The 18133-nt window shown below is 60.8% G+C and carries 20 protein-coding genes and 1 pseudogene; 8 read left to right on the top strand and 13 right to left on the bottom strand.

Annotated features, from left to right (window positions below):
- Positions 1-406: 406 nt before the first annotated feature.
- Positions 407-514, bottom strand: a complete 108-nt coding sequence (locus BQ8482_RS28360) for a KTSC domain-containing protein (protein WP_244603009.1) — start codon at positions 512-514, stop codon at positions 407-409.
- Between the two features lie 268 nt (positions 515-782).
- Here BQ8482_RS28360 and BQ8482_RS28355 point away from each other — a divergent pair, with 268 nt between their 5' ends.
- Together BQ8482_RS28355 and BQ8482_RS28350 are read left to right on the top strand one after the other, a co-directional pair.
- A complete protein-coding gene (locus tag BQ8482_RS28355) occupies positions 783-1700 on the top strand; it encodes a diacylglycerol/lipid kinase family protein (protein ID WP_123150607.1) in 918 nt (305 codons plus the stop codon).
- On the top strand, positions 1697-2569 hold the full coding sequence (locus BQ8482_RS28350) for an inositol monophosphatase family protein (protein WP_123150606.1): 873 nt from the start codon (positions 1697-1699) through the stop codon (positions 2567-2569). Before BQ8482_RS28355 ends, BQ8482_RS28350 begins: the two co-directional genes overlap by 4 nt.
- Before the next feature lie 102 nt (positions 2570-2671).
- On the opposite strand, the gene BQ8482_RS38745 is transcribed toward BQ8482_RS28350, so the two are convergent.
- The 3 genes from BQ8482_RS38745 to BQ8482_RS28330 all read right to left on the bottom strand — a co-directional run bounded on the left by BQ8482_RS38745 (position 2672) and on the right by BQ8482_RS28330 (position 3843).
- Positions 2672-2851, bottom strand: coding sequence for a hypothetical protein (locus BQ8482_RS38745; RefSeq protein ID WP_208867854.1), 180 nt, complete (start codon positions 2849-2851; stop codon positions 2672-2674).
- 91 nt (positions 2852-2942) lie between these two features.
- Positions 2943-3281, bottom strand: a complete 339-nt coding sequence (locus tag BQ8482_RS28340) for a hypothetical protein (protein WP_123150605.1) — start codon at positions 3279-3281, stop codon at positions 2943-2945.
- Between the two features lie 256 nt (positions 3282-3537).
- The gene (locus tag BQ8482_RS28330) at positions 3538-3843 is read right to left on the bottom strand and encodes a hypothetical protein (RefSeq protein ID WP_123150603.1); all 306 of its coding nucleotides are present in this window, start codon (positions 3841-3843) and stop codon (positions 3538-3540) included.
- A gap of 59 nt (positions 3844-3902) precedes the next feature.
- On the opposite strand from BQ8482_RS28330, the gene BQ8482_RS28325 reads away from it, so the two are divergent.
- Both BQ8482_RS28325 and BQ8482_RS28320 read left to right on the top strand, forming a co-directional pair.
- On the top strand, positions 3903-4106 hold the full coding sequence (locus tag BQ8482_RS28325; protein ID WP_244603008.1) for a hypothetical protein: 204 nt from the start codon (positions 3903-3905) through the stop codon (positions 4104-4106).
- 115 nt (positions 4107-4221) lie between these two features.
- Positions 4222-4413 (top strand): hypothetical protein, encoded by a 192-nt coding sequence (locus BQ8482_RS28320; RefSeq protein ID WP_123150602.1) that lies wholly within the window; start codon positions 4222-4224, stop codon positions 4411-4413.
- Between the two features lie 8 nt (positions 4414-4421).
- On the opposite strand, the gene BQ8482_RS28315 is transcribed toward BQ8482_RS28320, so the two are convergent.
- Complete coding sequence (locus tag BQ8482_RS28315; RefSeq protein ID WP_123150601.1) at positions 4422-4628, bottom strand: hypothetical protein; 207 nt, start codon at positions 4626-4628, stop codon at positions 4422-4424.
- 173 nt (positions 4629-4801) lie between these two features.
- Between BQ8482_RS28315 and BQ8482_RS39625 the strand changes: the two are divergent.
- The 3 genes and pseudogenes from BQ8482_RS39625 to BQ8482_RS28300 all read left to right on the top strand — a co-directional run.
- Positions 4802-4994 (top strand): annotated as a pseudogene (locus BQ8482_RS39625) (ribbon-helix-helix domain-containing protein); the annotation flags it as partial.
- 185 nt (positions 4995-5179) lie between these two features.
- Positions 5180-5653: a hypothetical protein gene (locus tag BQ8482_RS28305; protein ID WP_123150600.1), complete on the top strand. Its 474-nt coding sequence runs from the start codon at positions 5180-5182 to the stop codon at positions 5651-5653.
- Positions 5654-5756: 103 nt separating this feature from the next.
- Complete coding sequence (locus BQ8482_RS28300) at positions 5757-7838, top strand: sigma-54-dependent Fis family transcriptional regulator (protein ID WP_123150599.1); 2082 nt, start codon at positions 5757-5759, stop codon at positions 7836-7838.
- Between the two features lie 253 nt (positions 7839-8091).
- Here the strand turns inward: BQ8482_RS28300 and BQ8482_RS28295 are convergent, their stop codons facing one another.
- The 8 genes from BQ8482_RS28295 to BQ8482_RS28260 form a co-directional block, all read right to left on the bottom strand.
- Positions 8092-9135: an NAD(P)-dependent alcohol dehydrogenase gene (locus tag BQ8482_RS28295; RefSeq protein WP_123150598.1), complete on the bottom strand. Its 1044-nt coding sequence runs from the start codon at positions 9133-9135 to the stop codon at positions 8092-8094.
- 49 nt (positions 9136-9184) lie between these two features.
- The gene (groEL, locus tag BQ8482_RS28290; RefSeq protein WP_123150597.1) at positions 9185-10816 is read right to left on the bottom strand and encodes a molecular chaperone GroEL; all 1632 of its coding nucleotides are present in this window, start codon (positions 10814-10816) and stop codon (positions 9185-9187) included.
- A 77-nt stretch (positions 10817-10893) separates the two neighbouring features.
- The gene (locus BQ8482_RS28285) at positions 10894-11691 is read right to left on the bottom strand and encodes an iron-sulfur cluster assembly protein (protein WP_123150596.1); all 798 of its coding nucleotides are present in this window, start codon (positions 11689-11691) and stop codon (positions 10894-10896) included.
- 5 nt (positions 11692-11696) lie between these two features.
- Complete coding sequence (locus tag BQ8482_RS28280; protein WP_123150763.1) at positions 11697-12719, bottom strand: amidohydrolase family protein; 1023 nt, start codon at positions 12717-12719, stop codon at positions 11697-11699.
- 77 nt (positions 12720-12796) lie between these two features.
- Entirely contained in the window at positions 12797-13168 is a 372-nt protein-coding gene (locus tag BQ8482_RS28275) for an MmoB/DmpM family protein (protein ID WP_006206781.1), read from the bottom strand.
- 16 nt (positions 13169-13184) lie between these two features.
- On the bottom strand, positions 13185-14243 hold the full coding sequence (locus tag BQ8482_RS28270) for an aromatic/alkene monooxygenase hydroxylase subunit beta (protein ID WP_123150595.1): 1059 nt from the start codon (positions 14241-14243) through the stop codon (positions 13185-13187).
- 49 nt (positions 14244-14292) lie between these two features.
- Positions 14293-15354 carry an NADH:ubiquinone reductase (Na(+)-transporting) subunit F gene (locus BQ8482_RS28265; RefSeq protein ID WP_123150594.1) on the bottom strand — a complete coding sequence of 354 codons (1062 nt, stop codon included), beginning with the start codon at positions 15352-15354 and terminating at the stop codon, positions 14293-14295.
- Between the two features lie 50 nt (positions 15355-15404).
- On the bottom strand, positions 15405-17078 hold the full coding sequence (locus BQ8482_RS28260; protein WP_206072795.1) for an aromatic/alkene/methane monooxygenase hydroxylase/oxygenase subunit alpha: 1674 nt from the start codon (positions 17076-17078) through the stop codon (positions 15405-15407).
- Positions 17079-17650: 572 nt separating this feature from the next.
- Between BQ8482_RS28260 and BQ8482_RS28255 the strand changes: the two genes are divergently transcribed.
- Positions 17651-18127, top strand: coding sequence for a hypothetical protein (locus BQ8482_RS28255; RefSeq protein ID WP_123150762.1), 477 nt, complete (start codon positions 17651-17653; stop codon positions 18125-18127).
- Positions 18128-18133: the final 6 nt, after the last annotated feature.

The raw sequence follows: 18133 nt of genomic DNA, 5'->3' as shown, positions 1-18133 counted from the left end.
GTGTCGCGTCTACCAACCGGCGGTTGGAAGGATCGACTCAGCTTGCTTTACCCGGGCTTACCGCCCCAGCGCTTGTTTCGACGCCGACAGAAGTTCTTCCTCGTCCACCACTCCGGCCATGTAATTGACAAATATTTCGGGACGCGAGCGTTTCGAGCTGTTCTTCGGATTAACCGTCAATCTTCAAACGATTGAACACGCGGCCAAGTAGCGCCAGGTCGGATGGGTTGAACACCTGCATCCTCGGCTCTTCCATGAATCGGCATGACAAACCCCTTCGCCCAGAGATTTTGTTCGTGCGGCATTATCGTACACCAAAAAACCGCACCCCGTTGCAGATTCGCAGGCGCGAGAAATGACAGAAACTCTCCGTAGGCTTTCGACAGGTTCAGGCCATTGAAGCTCGTTATTGAGTACCAACCAGACGGTAGCGGAAGTGATTGCGGATGTGTTCGTTGAAGAAGCGGCCCTTGGCAAAGGCGGCTTTGAACGCGGCGAAGGTCTCCGGCGGCACGTCCTCAAACTCGCTCCTCGCGATCGTCGGCAGTTGGGGTGATACGATGGACGATGCAGCGACGCTCGATCATCTGCAGACGTTTAATCGCAACGGTACCATGTTCAGTGAAGTGATCTGCAGGGCGGATTGATCCTTCAACCTACCCCTTCCGCGCTCTGGTCACGCGATAGGAAAGGACGCCGGCGCACCGCCCTTTTGTTTGGCCGCGCCGGTGCAATATTGCGCTCCCCGGGGAGCCAAATCGGGGTTCGTCCGTTAGACGCTGATGGACGCGCTGCTCTTTCACAATCCCCACGCCGGCTCGGGCGACCATTCAAAGAGGGACATGCTCGCGGTCTTGAGCCACGCGGGGCTCCGCGTCACATATTGCTCGACCAAAGGGCCGGATTTCGAGGCAATGCTGAAGGAAACGGCCGACTTGGTGGTCGTTGCTGGCGGCGACGGCACCGTCCGGAAGGTGATCACCGGGATAGCCGACCGCGGAATTCCGATAGCCATCCTTCCCCTAGGTACCGCCAACAACCTCGCAACGTCCCTCGGCATTGGCGGCGATGTGCGGAAGCATTCAGCGGGATGGGAAACGGGGCGGAGACAGCGGTTCGACATCGGTCTGGCCACCGCTCCCTGGGGAAAACGGCCGTTCGTCGAGGCCGTGGGATGCGGCATCTTCGCGATGGCGATCGGCACGAAGGTCGACAAGGAGGCGACACGCGAGCAGAAAATCCAGCTCGGCCGCGATGCGTTGCTGGATATTCTGAAGAAGGCGGACCCGCTCGACGTGGACATCGACATCGACGGTGTCCGGGTCGAGGGCGATCTGCTGGCGGTGGAGGCGCTGAACATCGGCTATATCGGTTCCAGACTGCCGTTCTATCCAGAGGCGAACTCAGGCGATCGGGTCTTCGACGTCGTCAGCATTCGTCGGGACCAGCGCTCCGACATGCTCAATTGGCTGGTCGCGCCGGACCAGACCGTATCTCCAGCAACGGCCGTCCATGGCCGGCGCCTGCGGATCGAGTATGACGGAGATACGAGCCTTCGCATCGACGACAAGCTGCCCGACCGGCCGGAAAAGCGTTCGGAGATCGAAGCCGAAGTGCATGGGAAGCCAGTCGAAATCCTCCTTCCGGTGGAGGCTCCGCGCGCACCGGAAGCGATCAAGGCGAACCAGGAGGAAGCATGAACACGCACATCGAATCCCGGCATGATACAGCGATCGAAGCAGGATACCTCGCAAAGATCGAACAGACGGCGGTCGAACTCGCAAATCTCGCGGGGGCCGAAATCAAGACGGCGCTCGGCGGAATGCTCTCTGTCCGCTACAAGGCCGGTTCCGAGGCAGAAGGAATCTGGCAGGATCCGGTGTCGGAGACGGACCACCGGATCGAGGAACTGATCCGCGCCCGCCTCGCCAAATCTTTTCCGGAGCACGACGTAATCGGGGAGGAGTTGGACGAGCGCCCGGCGCGCGACAATGACTTTGTCTGGGCGGTCGACCCGATCGACGGGACGGCCAATTTCATCAACGGCTTCCCGCTTTTTGCTGCGACCATCGGCGTCCTGCATCGCGGTCGGCCAGTGGCGGGCGCGATCTGGTGCGCGACGAGCCATGCGCTCAGATCAGGGGTCTATCATGCTTCGCTGGGCGGAGCGCCCTGCTTCAATGGTGAGGCAGTTGCGCCACAGCAAAATCCGCTTGTGCGCCGGCATCTGGCCGGGGTGCCCGGTGGGCAATCGAACAAAGGCGGCTGGGAAATGAGAACGACCGGTTCGGCCGCCATAGAATGCGCCTTCGTCGGGGCCGGCCTCCTCGAGGCGGCGCACTTCGAGCGCCCGAACATCTGGGATGTCGCGGGCGGCGTTGCTTTGGTTCTTGCCGCCGGCGGTCGCGTCATGGTGGCGGGAGGCGAAGGCTGGACCCCACTGGAAAGGTTCGAAGCGCCTGACCGCGGCGAGGGCGCGCCGGATCTGCGGCATTGGAGGCGCTCGCTCATTCTGGGCCGCGTCGACGGAGATACCATGGTGTCGGGCCTGGGCCAGCCCTTGCTCTGAGTCGAATGCACTGCCCATCCAACCCGGAGGAAGTTCAGGGTCTCAGGTCAGGCGGCTTCACCCACGGCTTCGATTCCCGAGGGAAATCCTGGTCCGCTCGTATTACTCCTGACCGGGAACGTGATAGATGTGCTCACCGCGCTCGTTGATGTTGCGCTTGATGTCACAGCCTGCTTTGTGGACGGCAGTGTTGCTGGTCGCCGAACCGCCGCCACGGTGAACGCGCGGCAGATCGTTCCGAGCGTCGACAGCAAAGTAGGCTGCGGAGGTGATCCCAAGCATCCGGGGGGATGATAATCAAGGACGCAAAAGTCTGGGGCAGCGATTTGCCTATTTTTCAAGCGCCTCTCGATCTTCGAGGTTCATCGCAGCATCAGGTCCGGTTGGCGTGGTTGAAGACTTTGCGGACCATTTCCAGATGCTGCATTAGGGGAGGAACGCATCCCGGCAAATGGCCGAACCGCTTCAGGTCGACGCCGGCATACTTGGCCCTTGCATTGAACCGCATCCCGTCTGCGAACAGCGCGTCGAGATGGTCGAGCGCTTCAGCGATGGCGTCGCGATACTGGCGAAGCGGTTCGGCCAACGCTGGCACCAGGCCTGCCTCGTATTCTTGAACGGCCTGGTCGCGGCGCGCCTTGGCTTCGGCCTCGGCAGCGAACAGCGGTTGCAGCTCGGCACCGATGTCGTCGACGTCGTGCTGGCTGATCACAGGCGGCTCGCCAAGACGCTGAGAGGCAAGACGCTGGCCTGCTTCGATGTGGCGGCGCTGGCCTGCCTGGCGGGCCGCCGGCCTCCTGCAAGGCTCCCTCGGCCTCGCCGATCGCGGCCGGCCGCTCGGGGATCTGAAGAAGCTTTTCGAAGTCGGGCGCCGAAGTCTTGGCGGTATTTATGCGGGCAAGCATGCGAGAGGAATTTCCAATGCGCCGAATCTAGCCCATGTCCGCTAGCCGTAACCGGCGATCGTGTTACGCATATTTCTTCGCAAACTGGCGGCACATGGAGGTGAAAGCCTCTCGCAACTTTTCCGCATCGTGTTCGTCTTGCGGGTTTAGATCGCCAGTCTCGATCAAGGCGTTGCGCATCGGCCCATCTATGAGGGCTTGAGCAGTGATCGCTTCGACGCGGCCGACATCCTGGCGATGGGAATTCACCCGGCAGTTTACCGAGCAAAATTTCGCATAGCGCCGTTTGCCCTGCAGGCTGGTGTTGCAGTACTGGCAGGCCAACGGGGCGAGGTTGTTGCGCTCTGGATCGGCGAGCGGGTCCGTCATGCGGCACCCGTTTCGCCCGACATCAGGGAACGATATTGCCCGCCATGTGTTAGAAACTCATGGACATCATGGAACCCCACGGACGCGGGACGGCGGCCGATACTGCCGAGCAGCGCATCAAACGGGCCGAGCTCGCGCTTGCACGCACGGAAGAAATGATCGCCGAGAATATCGCGCTGTGCAGCAGGATACGAACGCAACGGCGTCTGGTCGAGGCCAAGGAACGCATGACGAAGATCGACCCCAACAGCCCCAGGCAATAATATGTGAGTGCTTTGCCTCACCTGAAATTGCCTCGGCTACTTTGGCGTAAGGTCGGACATCGGAACGAAATTCGGATTGGCGAATTCTACTGCTTGATAATTGGAATCGTGGCCCATGAGGCTCGCGACCCTCCACCTCAAAACTGCGAGATACGGCGACGAATATCGCGCCGCAAGGTTCGTGCTGCTGAGGCAACAAATTTTGCGGCACATCAAGCGCACGGACGCGTCGGCTCAAAAAGTCGAACAGGCGCTGGCTAGGTTGGCCGAAGCAAACACGCTCGGAGACCAACGCGCGCATCAGTAGGGCCGCGGTCATGCGGCGTTACCGACATCGAGGACACTGCCGATTTCCTCGAACAGCCGCCTAGCCCGCCCGTAGTTAACGTCGTTGTTGTTGAGACTGGCATTGTCACCGACAAGCCCATCCAACCACTCGAACCAATGGTGAAGCCTGGCTTTCTCGGCACCGTTCTTCATCGAGCGCCCGACGGCTATCAGATCGAGGTGCTGCAGCGCCACGGACGCTACACGTAGGCTTTGCGCGCCTCAATGGCGGTCGACGACGCAAACGTTCGATGGTGCGCCCTCACGGATCTTGCCCGAACCTCGATTCCGAACCAGCTGAGTTGTTGTCCGGCGCCGCAATGGTGTACGTATTTGTCCAACACTGACAACTACGCAACGAGCAATCCTCGCTGTTGGACGAGATCGCCCATCGACAGGGGATGACGGCGCCTAAGTTCCTATCGACGCGACGAAGCGCTGGAGATCAACGGCCATATCCCGAACTTTGCCTCCATGCCGCGCACTACATGCGCGCTCTACCTGCGCGACAGGCGACCACTCGATTGCGAAGCCGCGGAATTGAAGAGCAAGGCAGCCTGACCCGCGGGCATTACTCAAACGCGCCCAGTACCGGAAAATCCCGTGTAGCAGCCGCCTGCTACCAGCGACCAGAATTTTAGCGCTATGTGATATCAATGGCGAACTTTGCCGAGGCGGTGTAGGGTGCACCTCAAGAGAAGAATGAGCCGTATCGACGGCGACGCTGAGCGAATCTGGGAGGATTCATGGTCGAGATTATCTCCAAGCGGGATGGCCCGCGGCGCGAGGACGCACAAGTCAAAAGACTGATCGAGCAAAACCGCTCGACCATCGTCCGCCTTGCCGACCAGATCAGCGGTGGCGGCTATTCAGCTTCGCGAAAGCCACGCCAGCAACCCAAGGCGGAAGGCCTGATCATCCATGTCGGTGGCGGCGCGGCATCGGTGGCCGAGGCCAAGCCATCCATCCAGGTCACCATGAACGGCCGCGTAATTTCGAAGGATCGGAACACCGGCCGTCAACTTCATCACATCGGCGATATCCGCGACCGCGGCGGCGACCAGGTCTTCGTGCTGGCAACAAAGCAGAATGGCTTCTTCTCGCCGGTTGACGAAACCATTGCCGAGGCGCTTGCCGACATGGACGGATCCCGCCTCGCTGCCACCTATACCGAAGAACAGCTTGCCTTCGACATCGGCGCGAAACTCGGCATCAACTGATCAGGCACACGCCCGGACATCCTTCTTCGCGCCCAACTCGCGGCAGTATACGAACGGGACAGCATACAGAAATGGCATACCTCAAAGGTTCTGTGATGACTGAATGAAACGTGAGATAGCCCCCAATCAGGTGAAGATCGATGCCCTTCCGGCGCGTACCTCGCTGGCCACCGGCCAATTGGCTCTGAGCAACATCGACTATGACGAGCGTGCCACCATGCGCGCCTGGGAAAGTTTTCTGGCTGACGAGCCCAAATGCGCTCGCGATCCTGTCCACCCAAGCCACGTTCGCTCCCTCATTCACGATTCCTGGTATCGCAGTGCCACCGGCGGCATCAACGCTCAAGGCATTGAAGCGCCGCTGAGCAGTGATCGCGACGAAATCGAATATCTGACCCGGGCCAATGCAGAACTGCTTTCGGCGGCACGGCGGTCGTTCGCCTCCCTTGGCCAGTTATTGGACGGGACCGGCGCGATGCTGGTTTTGGCCGACAGCGATGGCGTGCTGATCGACGCCATCGGCGACAAGAAGACGCTGCATGACGGCATGGATATTCACCTCGCCATCGGCGGCAAATGGAACGAGGATGCCGTCGGGACGAACGGCATCGGTACGGCGCTGTGGACCGGTGAGCCGACTTTCGTGCATGCGGCCGAGCATTTCTGCGCCGGGATCAAATCCTGGACCTGCGCCGGCGCGCCGATCCGCGACCCGCTGGACGGCAAGATCATCGGTGTCGTCGACCTGTCAGGCTATTCGCCGATCTTCAGGCCGCACAACACCGCGCTCGTCGCCGCCACAGCCCGGCAGATCGAAAAGGCATTGGCCGAACAGCAGCAGGAACAGCGCACGCGCCTGCTCGAAGCTTTCATTTCATCGGCTCCCAGCTACCGCCGAAAAGACGGGCTGGTAATCGTCGACCATCGCGGCCGCGCCATCTTCTGCAACAATGTGCCTGACGGCGAGACCACCGAGATGATGGACGGCCCGATGGAGCCCGGCCGTGGCCGCTGGCTGATGAACCTTCCGTCCTCCGGCTCCGAAGCCGATCTTGCCAGAGCGCTGCCGGCCCATCTGCGATCCTGCCACATCACGCCGCTCAAGCTCGACGGCGACCTCCGCGGCGCGGCGCTGGTGTTCCCCTCCGTGCCGGCAGTCTCCAGCGTGACGGTCGTCCACCGGGAAGTGAACAAGCATCTTCAGGATGCTGTCGCCATGATCGTCGGCGAAAGCGAAGCGCTGCAGGCTGCCATCGACGTCGCCTGCCGCGTCGCTCGGTCGGGCAGCGTAACATCGCTGTTGGTCGAAGGTGAAACAGGGGTCGGGAAGGAGCTGTTTGCGCGGCTTGTCCATGCCGGCAGCCGGCGCACGGCAAACGATCCGTTCATTGCGATGAATTGCGGGGCGATTACCAGAGACCTGTTCGGCAGCGAATTGTTCGGCCATGTCGCCGGTGCCTTTACCGGCGCCTCGCGGGAAGGCAAACCGGGCGTTTTCGAGCTCGCCAATGGTGGCGTCCTCAGTCTCGACGAGATCGGCGAATTGCCCCTTGAGATCCAGCCGTTCCTGCTGCGTGTGCTGGAAGAGCGTGTGGTGCACCGCATTGGCGACAGCCGGGGTCGCCCGGTGGATGTACGCCTGGTCGCCTCAACCAATCGCGATCTCAAGCAGGAAATTGCCGCAGGCCGCTTCCGCAGCGATCTCTACTATCGAATTGGCGCGGTCTCGATCACCGTTCCACCGCTGCGCGAGCGCGGCGAAGATGTGCTGCTGCTGATCGAGCATTTCAACCGGCAGATCGCCACCGCAGCGGGTGAGGAGCCGCTGGAATTCTCGCACGAAGCACTCGAGGCCCTGCTCGCCTATGGTTGGCCGGGCAATGTGCGCGAACTGAAGAACCTCATCGGGCGGTTGCACGTCCTGGCGCGTGGCCGCGACATCGGACTTTACGACCTTCCCGAGGAGATCACGGCGCCCGGCTCTGAATCGGAAGCCGGATCGAACAGCAGTGCAGCGACCCCGCAGGACGTAGGCACGCTCGTCGAGGCGGAACGCCAGGCGATGAAAAACGCATTGGCAGCCGAAGGCGGCAACCTCAGTCGGGTCGCACGGCGGCTCGGTATCTCCCGGCCAACGCTCTATCGCAAGCTCGACCAATACGGCATCCGCCGCGGTTTCATCTAGAGCCTGTCACCGGCACGAAAGAAGCCCGCGGCATTCGCGCCACGGGGTTGGGATAAGTCAATCACTGAAGCGGTAGCGGGGGTTAGATCAGCTCTTCACGACAGCAGCTGTCACTTTCTCGGAGACGTAGCCGAGACTGTTGCCAATGATCAGCGAAATCACCACAGCTGCCGCGACCTTGCTGATGCCGCTTGGACCCTCGCCATAGGCGGCAGCGCGTCGGGCCCGCTCCGTGCAGGCCCGACCAGACGCTTCAGGGCACGATGACGCCGCGGCCGGTGAACCGCCGGTTCTTGAAATCGTCGAGTGCGGTGTTGATGCTGGCGAGGTTGTATTCGGTGTAGTGCATCTTCACCTTGCCGTCGGCGTTGAGCTCCATCAGTTCGACAAGCTCGGTAAAATTGCCGACCAGGCTGCCGCCGATGTTGATCTCCTCGATGACGAGATGGGCAGTCGGCACATTGATATTGCCGCCATAGCCGACGACGAATAGCTGGCCGCCCTTGCGCACCATCTTCCAGCAGATGTTCTCGACGCCGAGTTCGCCGACGAAATCGATCACCACATGAGCGCCGCCGCCGGTGATCTGGCTGACCTCCTCGACGATGTTCGGCCCGCCATCAAGGACGTAGTCGGCGCCAAGATCCTTGGCCAGCACCTGTGCCGCCGGTTCGCGATCGACGGCGATGATGCGGCAACCCGAAATCGCATGCAGCGACTGCAGCGCGATGTGGCCGAGCCCGCCTATGCCGAGCAGGACGCAGTAACTCCCTGGCCTTAGCAGCTTGGCCGCCCGCTTGGCGGCGCGGTAGGCGGTGATGCCGGCGTCAGCCAAGGGCGCCACTTCGATCGGCGTGATATTGGCGTTCAGCTTGATCAGCGAGCGCTCGCTGGTGATGAAATATTCGGCGAAGCCGCCATTCATGCCAAGGCCGGGAAACTGGCCGTTGTCGCAGTACATGTCCTCGCCATGCCGGCAGTTGAGGCAGATCCCGCACGAGCGGAAGGGATGGCAGATCACGGCGTCGCCGCGCTTGACCGACTTGACGCCGCTGCCAACTTCCTCGACCCAGCCAGCATTCTCGTGACCCATGATGTAGGGCAAGAGCGTGCCTTCGGGATCCATGGTCGGCTTCCACACACCCTCGATGATATGCAGGTCGGTGCGGCAAAGGCCGGCAGCACCGACCCGCACGATCACTTCGTCGGGGGCGGTGATTGTCGGCGCCTTGACCTCTTCGATCCTGAGCTGGACATTCATTTGCGGATCGTATTCGTACAGTCTGGCAGCTTTCATCGTCGTATCCTTTCAACGTCGAGATTTGTTCGGATCGCTTTCGGATTGCTTAGGCGCGGCCGAGCTTTTCGGAGCCGCCGCCGCGAGCCGGTCCGGCCGTCGGATCCTCGTCCTCGGCGAGATGGCCAATCAGCGTTTCGGTGGTCAGGATCAGCGTCGCCACCGAAGCTGCGTTGGCGAGCGCTGTGTAGGTGACACGAACCGGATCGATGATCCCTGCCTCGAACATGTTTTGATAGCTGCCGGCAGACGCGTTGTAGCCGTAGCCGCCATTGATGCGCGTAACTTCCGCCACAACTGCTTCGGGATCGGCGCCGGCATTGGCGGCGATGCGCCAGAGTGGCCGCGACAGCACCGACCGCACCAGGCGCACGCCTTCGGCGACATCGCCGTCGACGCCAGCCGACACCTTGTCGAGCAGCGGCGCGATCTGGGCAAGCGCCGAACCACCGCCGGCGACCACGCCCTCTTCGGATGCGGCGCGTACCGCATTCAGCGAATCCTCGATGAGCTGAATGGTTCGCTTCTGCTCGACGGGTGTGACACCGCCGGCATAAAGGATCGCGGTGCCGCCAGAAAGCTTGGCCAGACGTTCGCGCAGCTTGTCCTGGTCGATGTTCGGCGGCGAAGCTTCATACTGCCGCTGCACCTGGGCGCGACGCGACGCGATTGCCGCATGATCGCCACCACCGCGGATGATCGAGGTGTAGGACGAACTGGTCTTGACCCGGTCGGCTGTTCCGAGATCGTCGGCGGTGATGTCCTCCAGCCGGCCGCCGAGGTCGCGCGCGATCACCTTGCCGCCGGTGATGATCGCCAGATCCTCCATCATCGCCTTGCGCCAATGGCCATATTCCGGCGGATGGACGACGAGGTATTTTCCAGGTCCCTGCTTGCCGAGCAGCGTCACCACAACTTCCGGCGACATTTCCTCGGACACAATAAGCAGCGGCCGACCATCCTCGTCGGCAATGCGGCGAACCGCATTCAGCGCCTCAGGCTCCTTGATCTTGAGATCGGTCATCAAGATGTAGGGTCGTTCGAGAACCGCCTCCATCTTCTCCTGGTCAGTCACCATGTGATGAGAAAGATAGCCGCGTTCGAAGGACATGCCCTCGACCACATCGAGCGTGGTCTCGGTGGTGACGCTGAAGTCCGTGGTGATAACACCTTCGGCTCCCACGCGCTGATGGGCTTCCGCAACCAGCGCGCCAAGCTTCGCGTCGGTCGCAGCGACGTTGGCGACCGAAGCCAGGATGCCGTTGCCCTTTGCCGGCTTGGCCGAGGCCTTGAGCGCGGCCACCACCGCCGCCACGGCAAGGTCTATGCCCTTGCACAGATCGACGGATTTCACGCCGCGTTCATTCGCCTCCACACCGCCCTGGATGAGAGCGTTGGCGAGCACGATGGCAGTCGTGGTACCGTCGCCAGCGACCTCATTGGTCTGCATCGAGACCTCGCGGACCACTTGCGCGCCCATGTTTTCGAAACGGTCGTGCAATTCGATCTCGGAGGCGATGCTGACACCGTCACGGGTCACCATCGGCGTGCCGATCGGCCGGTCGATCATGGCGTTCATACCCTTGGGGCCGAGCGTCGGCTCGACGGCAGCGGCCAGCCGAAAAACGCCACGGGCGAGAGCACGGCGGGCGTCGGAATTGTGAAGCATTATTTTGGGCATGATTCCTCCTTCCGCCTTACGGGCGGGTTGTTGGTTAGGGGCCTCGTGCGAGGGAGGCCGTTGTCTTCAGCTCTGCTTCAGGCGGTCGGCGCGGCTCGTGCCGGCACGCGATCCATGATGAAATCGACCAGCGTCGGTTCGCCCTCGACCACATCCAGTTCCTTGTATCTGGTCTGCTTGAGTCCACGACAAAGCGCGCCGTTGAACTCCATGTTGACGCGCACACCGCGCAGTTCGGCGAGATGGGCCCCGAGTGCGGCGGGCGGAATCCGTTGCCCTTCCCACGTCACGAAGACAGGATCATCCGCGCGGCGGTCGGGGTAGCGCTCGAGCAAAGCCGCCCGGTACCTCGGCTTCTGGTTGGCCGCCTCGCCCGGTTCGAACCGGGCGACGTCGTATGCCGGCAGGTCCATGGCGAGGATTTCCCGATCCGTCAGACCGTGCTGCCTGAGGCCGCGCAGGACTGCCTCCTGGCGCCGCTTGAATGCCTTCATCCTGAAGGTTTCGCGCAAAGCGCCGAGATCCTGATCCTCGGCAAGCTCGGCGAATATATCGCTGAATGTCTTGCCGGCTTCCATGCCGCGATTGACCTCCTCCGCGAACATGTGGTCGTGCAGCTTGACGCGATAGGCCGGCGACCATGAGAGCTGGTCCAGCGCCTTGCGGACGCCGTCCAGCATCAGGAACGCGAAGTTGGGCGAGCACCAGTAGGTCGGCAGGCGGAAGTCTATCTCCACGCTGCCATCGCTCGTCATCGCGGCCCGCTCGACGAAGCCCATCTCGGTAATCGGTTCGTCGAGCTCCGGGTCGTTGACCTCACCAAGGCGCCGCCAGAGTTCGTTCTCGCGGTTGCCGGAAACGCTGGCGGTTGCCATGGCCCCTACTCCGCCGCAATGCTGAAGGGCGAACCGGCGAGCGCCTTCTTCTTGGCTTCGATGTCGATGCTGTATAGGCGCGCGGCATTGAGGCCGAGGATCTTCTCCTTTATCTCGTCGGTCAGCTGCACACCGCGTTCCGCGGCGATGTCCTCGGGGATCTGGTAGGCCCAGAATTTCTCGACCAGCCAACGCGGCGTCCAGATCGCGTAGTCGGAACCGAACAGGATCTTCTCCGGCCCAATCCAGAACAGCAGTTCGGCGATGACCTCGCCAAAATAGCGCGGGCGGGAATGGATGAAGGGCAGCGCTACCGCCAGTCCGCCATAGACGTTGGTTTCCTGCGTCGCGATCCAGCAGAAATCGTCGAGACGCGGCAGGCCGCAATGCTCGATGATCCAGTTGAGGCCCTGGAAATCCGTCGCCGCGTAGTCGACGTCATGCACGTCGAACGCATCCTTGCTGAGCGGGATGATCGTCGGACCCTTGTGGACGTGGATGTTCCTGATACCGAGCTTGTCGCAGAGCTCGAAGCACTTGTAGGCATCGGGATCGGTGAGCTTCCAGCCCTTGGAAGCGCCGTTCCATTCGGCCGTGTACATCTTCACGCCCTTGACGTTGTAAGTCTCCTTGAGGAAGTGGATGTATTCGAGAGCCTTCTCACCGTCGCGGGGGTCAAAGGCACCGTTGACGATGAAACGCTCCGGATAGCGCTTGGCCACCTCGGCGTTGCGCTCGATCGTGTTGAAGCCGTCCTTGTAGAAGTCCTTGAGATAGGTCGACTGGACGATCGCCACATCATCGGGACCGTCGATGAACAGGTCGCGATAGAGATCGTCGGCGCTGTATTTCTCGAACTTGCTCTTCTCCCAAAGCTGGTCCTTGGGGCTCAGCCCGGTGTGATAGGCGTAGAAGCAATCGATGAACTGCTTGCCGTGGACATTTTTCTGGTTGTCCGGGCTGCCGTCCCAGAAATGGGTGTGGCCGTCGACCACGAAGATATCCTTGCCTTCCGGTGTCCTAAACATTCTTTCCTCCGCAGGATGGGCGTTGATCGGTTCGGCACGCCGCAACCAGGGCGGCGCGCCCGGTTTTTTTTTGGCGGCTATTCGATGTATTCGAACATCTCATCCATGTTGCCGAACAGGATCACGGTGTTGTCGTCGACGCGAACCATGCGGCCGTAGTGGGTGGAGGTGTTGACCTCGAAGGTCTCCGCTGAAATCTCACGGCCGAGATATTCACCGATCGCGTCCATCTTGAAGATCAGCTTGCCGTCACCGTCGATGCGGATCAGTGCCGGCTGGTAGGTGATGGTCACCCCCGGCTTCTGGCCCATGAATTCGGCGATGGCCCTGGCCTCGACCGAGTCATTCATGGTGACGCCGCATTGATGCGAAATCGTCTGTTCGAAGGTGATGTCCTTCATCTCCTTGAAGATGTTGGAATGCGTTGCGTCGCGTGCTGCTAGTGACATGGCATTTCTCCCTGTGTCAGCGCTTGAGGCCGAGTTCGCCGAGGATCTGGCCAATCCGTTCCTCGGATTTGGCGCGGACATCCGCGAACGCGACTGGCTTGGAATGCGGCATCGACCAGATCGGCTGCAGGCCGATGGCTGCCTTGTCGGCGAGCGCGCCGTGTTTCTTGACCCAGCCCTGGAAGAGCTTCTTGTTCGTCGCGCCGTGTTTCTCATCGTTGGCGAGCAAGTGCATGAGGTCGATCGTGTTGGCGAGGTTGCGCTCGTAGTCGGCCTCGGCCGCCGAGATCACTGCAGGCGTGATGAAGTCATGGTTGGCGGCGGCGATCTGCATCAGGAACCCTGAGCGGAATGCTTCCCCGACCAGCGGTTCGAAGATGATGTTGATGGCGAAATATTGTTCGAGATAGTCGGTCGCGCCCATGATGGTCTCGACCGCTTCGCGGGTGCCTTGCCAGTTCTTGTCTTCGAGCCAGGTCTTCTTGCCGAGTTCGTCGTCCCAGCCGGAAAGGTCCATACCGATCTCGGCAAGGTAGAGCGTAATGTCCTGCGCAAGCCGGAGCTTGTAGGACGAGTTGGTCAACGTCGCGTTGTTGATCATCTGGGTGTAGCCGTAGCGCTGTGCCTGCATCAGCGAGGTGCCGAGCCCGAATTCGGCATGTTTCCACCCGCCGAGCTGCGTCTGCAGTATCTTGACCCAGGCTTTGTCGAAAGTCTTGGGCGCGCCCGATTTGCGGGCATTGTTGATGACGCTCTGCACCATCGTCTCGATCTTCGACTGACGCTGGTAGTGCGTACGCTCCCATTCCTGGTCCGGAGCGCGGAAGGCATGCCAGTTGGAGCTCTGCGCGGCGGTGTTCTGCTTGACATAGGCGCCCTTGCCGTCGGCAAAGGAGATGATCCAGTCCTGGATCAGGTAACGCTCGGGATCGGGCTGCACGTCGACCGTCATGTCCTCGTAGTGGGTCGCACGCTGGCCCTTCGGGTCGAAATACCGGTACTTCCGGCTGTCGGAGTCGGCAAAGAGCGCCGCGCCGGCGGCTCCGGATCCGACTGAACTCGAGGTAGCTGGCATAGTCTTCACTCCCTTGTTGCAGTTGTGGTACAGTTGCGTGGCCACCCTCTTAGTGGGCCGGCGTTGCACCTGCCGATGTGGTGAACTTGTCGAAGAAGATCCGCTCCGTCTCGAACCCATTCATGAACAGAACCGGCTGAAGCGCATCGATCATTGGCGGCGGACCACAGGCATGAACATCGCCCTGCCCGTCGACCGCCAGTTGCTTGAGCTTGGCGTCGACACTCTGGTGTACGAAACCGCGCTCACCTTGCCATTCAGCGTCGTCATTCGCGTGCGACAGCACGGGAATGAAGGTGACGTCGGAATGATTGCCGACGAGTTCAGCGATCCTGTCGAGATAGAACAGGTCGTTGCGGGTGCGGGCGCCGTAGAAGAAGTAGACCGGACGTTTCTCGCCGCTCTTCAGATGGTCGTTGAGGATAGACCAGATCGGTGACATGCCCGATCCGGCCCCGACCAGGATCAGGGGTCCTTGCCGTTCGTCCCGGCGGAAACAGGTTCCGTAGGGTCCGACGACAGTGACCTGTGCTCCGACCTTGATTCCTCCGGAATCGAGTTCTCCGGAGAACTTTCCCTCAGGGTATTTTTTGATGATGAAGCAGAGTTTTTCGGTTTGGTCCGGCGTATTTGCCATGGAGAACGAGCGCGTAATCGTCTCCCCTTTTTGCGTGGTAACCGTGATCTCGACATATTGTCCCGCCCAGAACTTTATCGGCGAGCCGAGTTCGATCTCGATGCCGCGAATGTCGTGGGTCAGGTGCTCGATCCGAGCAATCCGGCCCTTGAACGTCTTCACAGCGATCGCTTTCGCCAAAATCTCCTCGTCGTAGTTGAGAAGCTCGACTTCCAGATCGGAGTAGGCGATGCAGCGGCACAAAAGGACGTGGCCGCTCTCCTTCTCCATGTCGTTTAGCGCGAAGGTCGAGTATTTGAGCATGTCGACTTCGCCGTCGAGCAACACGCTCTTGCAGGCTGAGCATTGCCCTTCCTTGCAGCCGTGCGGCAGCGCGATGCCCTGGCGGAACGCGGCGTTGAGCACCGTTTCGCCATTTTCGACATCGAATTCGACGCCGACCGGGCTAAGCCTGACCATGTGGGTTTCCGACATACGGACCTCCAGTAAGAGAAGGGGCGGGACGAACCCGCCCCTTGGCCTGATCAGTTGCAGGGATTGATCGTGAAGCCGGCCCGGTATTCCGCCAGGTGCTTCTCACGGTCCGCGGGCGACATGGCACGCAGCGCGTTGAGCGGCGATCCGAGCTTGTTGCCTCGCACGTCGTCCAGCGTCCACATCTCCGTGTCGTCGAAGCGCATATGCGGCTGCGGGACGAGCGTCTTGCCGTCAGAGCGGACGAAGTTCAGGTCCTTGATCGCATCGGCCAGATCCCAGCCGTCATAGAGCGTCTCCCACTCGCGCTTGCCGCTGAAGCGGCCCATCGCGGGCGTCGGCCGGCCCTGATACTCGTCGGCGAACGCCACGGTGGCAGTCCACTTGTCGAGTTCGTGGGCGAAGGTGTGCAGCTGGCCGTCGATCTCGCCGACAACCATATCCTCACGGATCAGGCAGGGAACGAGGCAGGACCAGCAGCGGTGCGGATAGACGTAACCGACGTCGCTGTTGAACAGCAGCACCTTCTCGCCCTTGTGGCTGAGCTTGGCGTACCATTTCCAGAAGTCGCCGAATTCGGCGTACCAGCCCGGATACTTGTGCTCGAACCACTCGAAGTCTTTGTCGGTCTGGGCTTCGATGCGCCAGAAGTTGACCGGCCAGCCGACCGCGAAGAACTGTCCGACCTTGTGGACGTAATTCTTCTTGGTAATGCGTTCCCAGGCCGCCTGGACGTCGTCGTGATGGACCTTGATGCCGTATTTCTCGAGCGGCAGCATGTAGGTGCGGTAGTAGTCCTCGTAGATCCAGCGGTGCCACATTTCCGCGTAGGACTCCTTGTTCTTGTCGCGGTTGGTGGTGCCGTATTCGATGAAGGTGCCGATGGCCGCGTCGACGATCGCGTGGTTCTGCCAGAAGGCGTAGCGAAGGTCGCGCTCGAGCAAGAGGTGATTTTCCGGCTCCTTGAGCGCCGCCATCAGCAGCGAATGGCCATTGCCGATATGCCGGCTCTCGTCGGACTGCACCGACAGGAAGACGGTCGGCAGCGCATAGTCACCGTTGCGGGCGGCTTCCGAAGGCATGGCGACGAACAGCGTGTTGGTGAAGGCGGTCTCGGCGACCACGGTCAGGTACATGCAGGCGGCGGTCATGGTGTCGCCGGTGATGAAGCCTTCCGCGAACTGCCGGCCGATAGTCGTAGCATAGCATTTTCCGAAGGCTTCCTCGGTGATGTCGAAGCCGGCCGGATCGATGTAGTTCTCCATGTACCATTTCTTCAAATTCATCTGGATCGTCGAGTGACGGAACTCGTCGATCATCTGCATGGTGAAGCCGGTCCTGAGCTCCTCGCCGGGCGCGATGCGGGCGACCATCGCCATCGATCGAGCGGCGGAGATTTCCGGGAAGGGAATGATGGCCAGGAAGAGTTTCATCCACTCGACCCAGCGCGGCTCGACGTTGCGGAACATGTCACCGCGCAACGCCGCATCGAGCGCGCCATATACGCGATTGTCCTTCTCTTCCTGCATGGGGAAATAGGACCGCAGGACCTGCTTCATCGGGTCTCGCGGCGTCTTGTTGATCTTATAGTCTGTCGGAAACGTCATCGCTTCCTGGACGTAGGAAGGATTCCAGCCGAGATCGGCAATCTTCTTGGTTGCCTCGCCCACGGAGATTCCGCGTTGCGAGGTAATCTTGTTGAGCGTCAGAGACGTCATGGTCATAAGCCTCCACCAGGTTTGAGCCGCAGGTCCCTTGACCCCGGCATGAAGCGGCGCACAGCACCGCTAGTGAGAGTGCGAACGGCACGACAAAGGGCTGCGCATTCAGGCGCGACTCATGGTTCGGCCGTTCAAGTGGATCGCGGCAAAGGTTCTAGAGGCGTCTGGCAGGGATCCTCGGCGCCAATCGCATTTGCGATGGCGCGTATCGAAGCGGACGCGACTGGTCCCTGCTTCCTCCGTTCCTTCGTTCTTTTGGCACCGCGTCAAAAAGCGCGATGGGCTTCTTATGGAAGTGTACAAGGCAAGCGCCGTGCCAATTTGAAAACAGCACCCATGGCTGGCGCTCAAAACAAAATCGCCGCTCTTTCGGCATATGAGCTGATAGCCAACTGTAACGTTCTTTTACAGTTGTAACGTACGCCTGTAATATTTAGCATCTATTCGCAATTGCAACATAGTTAGTTAGCACGTGCAGCAAATCCGACAACAAATATTATCTATTCAATTGTTACCCTTTCTCTACTATTTGACGGCGATGGCCCATGGGCGGGGCGACGCGCCGGAGAGAGAACATGCCGAACAACAAAGACAGCCGAGGGCCGCACGAGCCGATGTCCAGCCAGGCCGATGGCGTCACCGGCGATCTTGTCAGGCTGATGCCCCGCGATCTGGTCTTTGTCATGCGCTTCATGGGCGAGAGCCAACATCGCCTCCAGAGCCACTTCCAGGATTTCATCCGGGCCGAGCTTGCCGCCGGCGGCGTCACCACGGAAACCCATCCGATGATCCATCTGTTCATCGAGAACCATGCGATCTTGTTGCGCGACTTCGTGTTTTCCGGCGTTTCGCTGTCGCGTCAGTTCCGCGTCGACGAGATCGAGCACCTCACCGGCGATACGACATCGATGATCCGCGTCGACATCTGGGATCAGCTCAAGAGCCACATCGAAACGGCTGAAAAACAGTTCCATTCGCAGGCGGGCACGTTGCCCAGGTTGCTGTCAGCTTTTGAAAAACCGCACGGACCGATGGCTGGAAGCGAAAAATGACAGGAG

Source organism: Mesorhizobium delmotii (assembly GCF_900149755.1).
Lineage (GTDB): Bacteria > Pseudomonadota > Alphaproteobacteria > Rhizobiales > Rhizobiaceae > Mesorhizobium > Mesorhizobium delmotii.
This window is presented reverse-complemented; position numbering and strand designations above follow the sequence as displayed.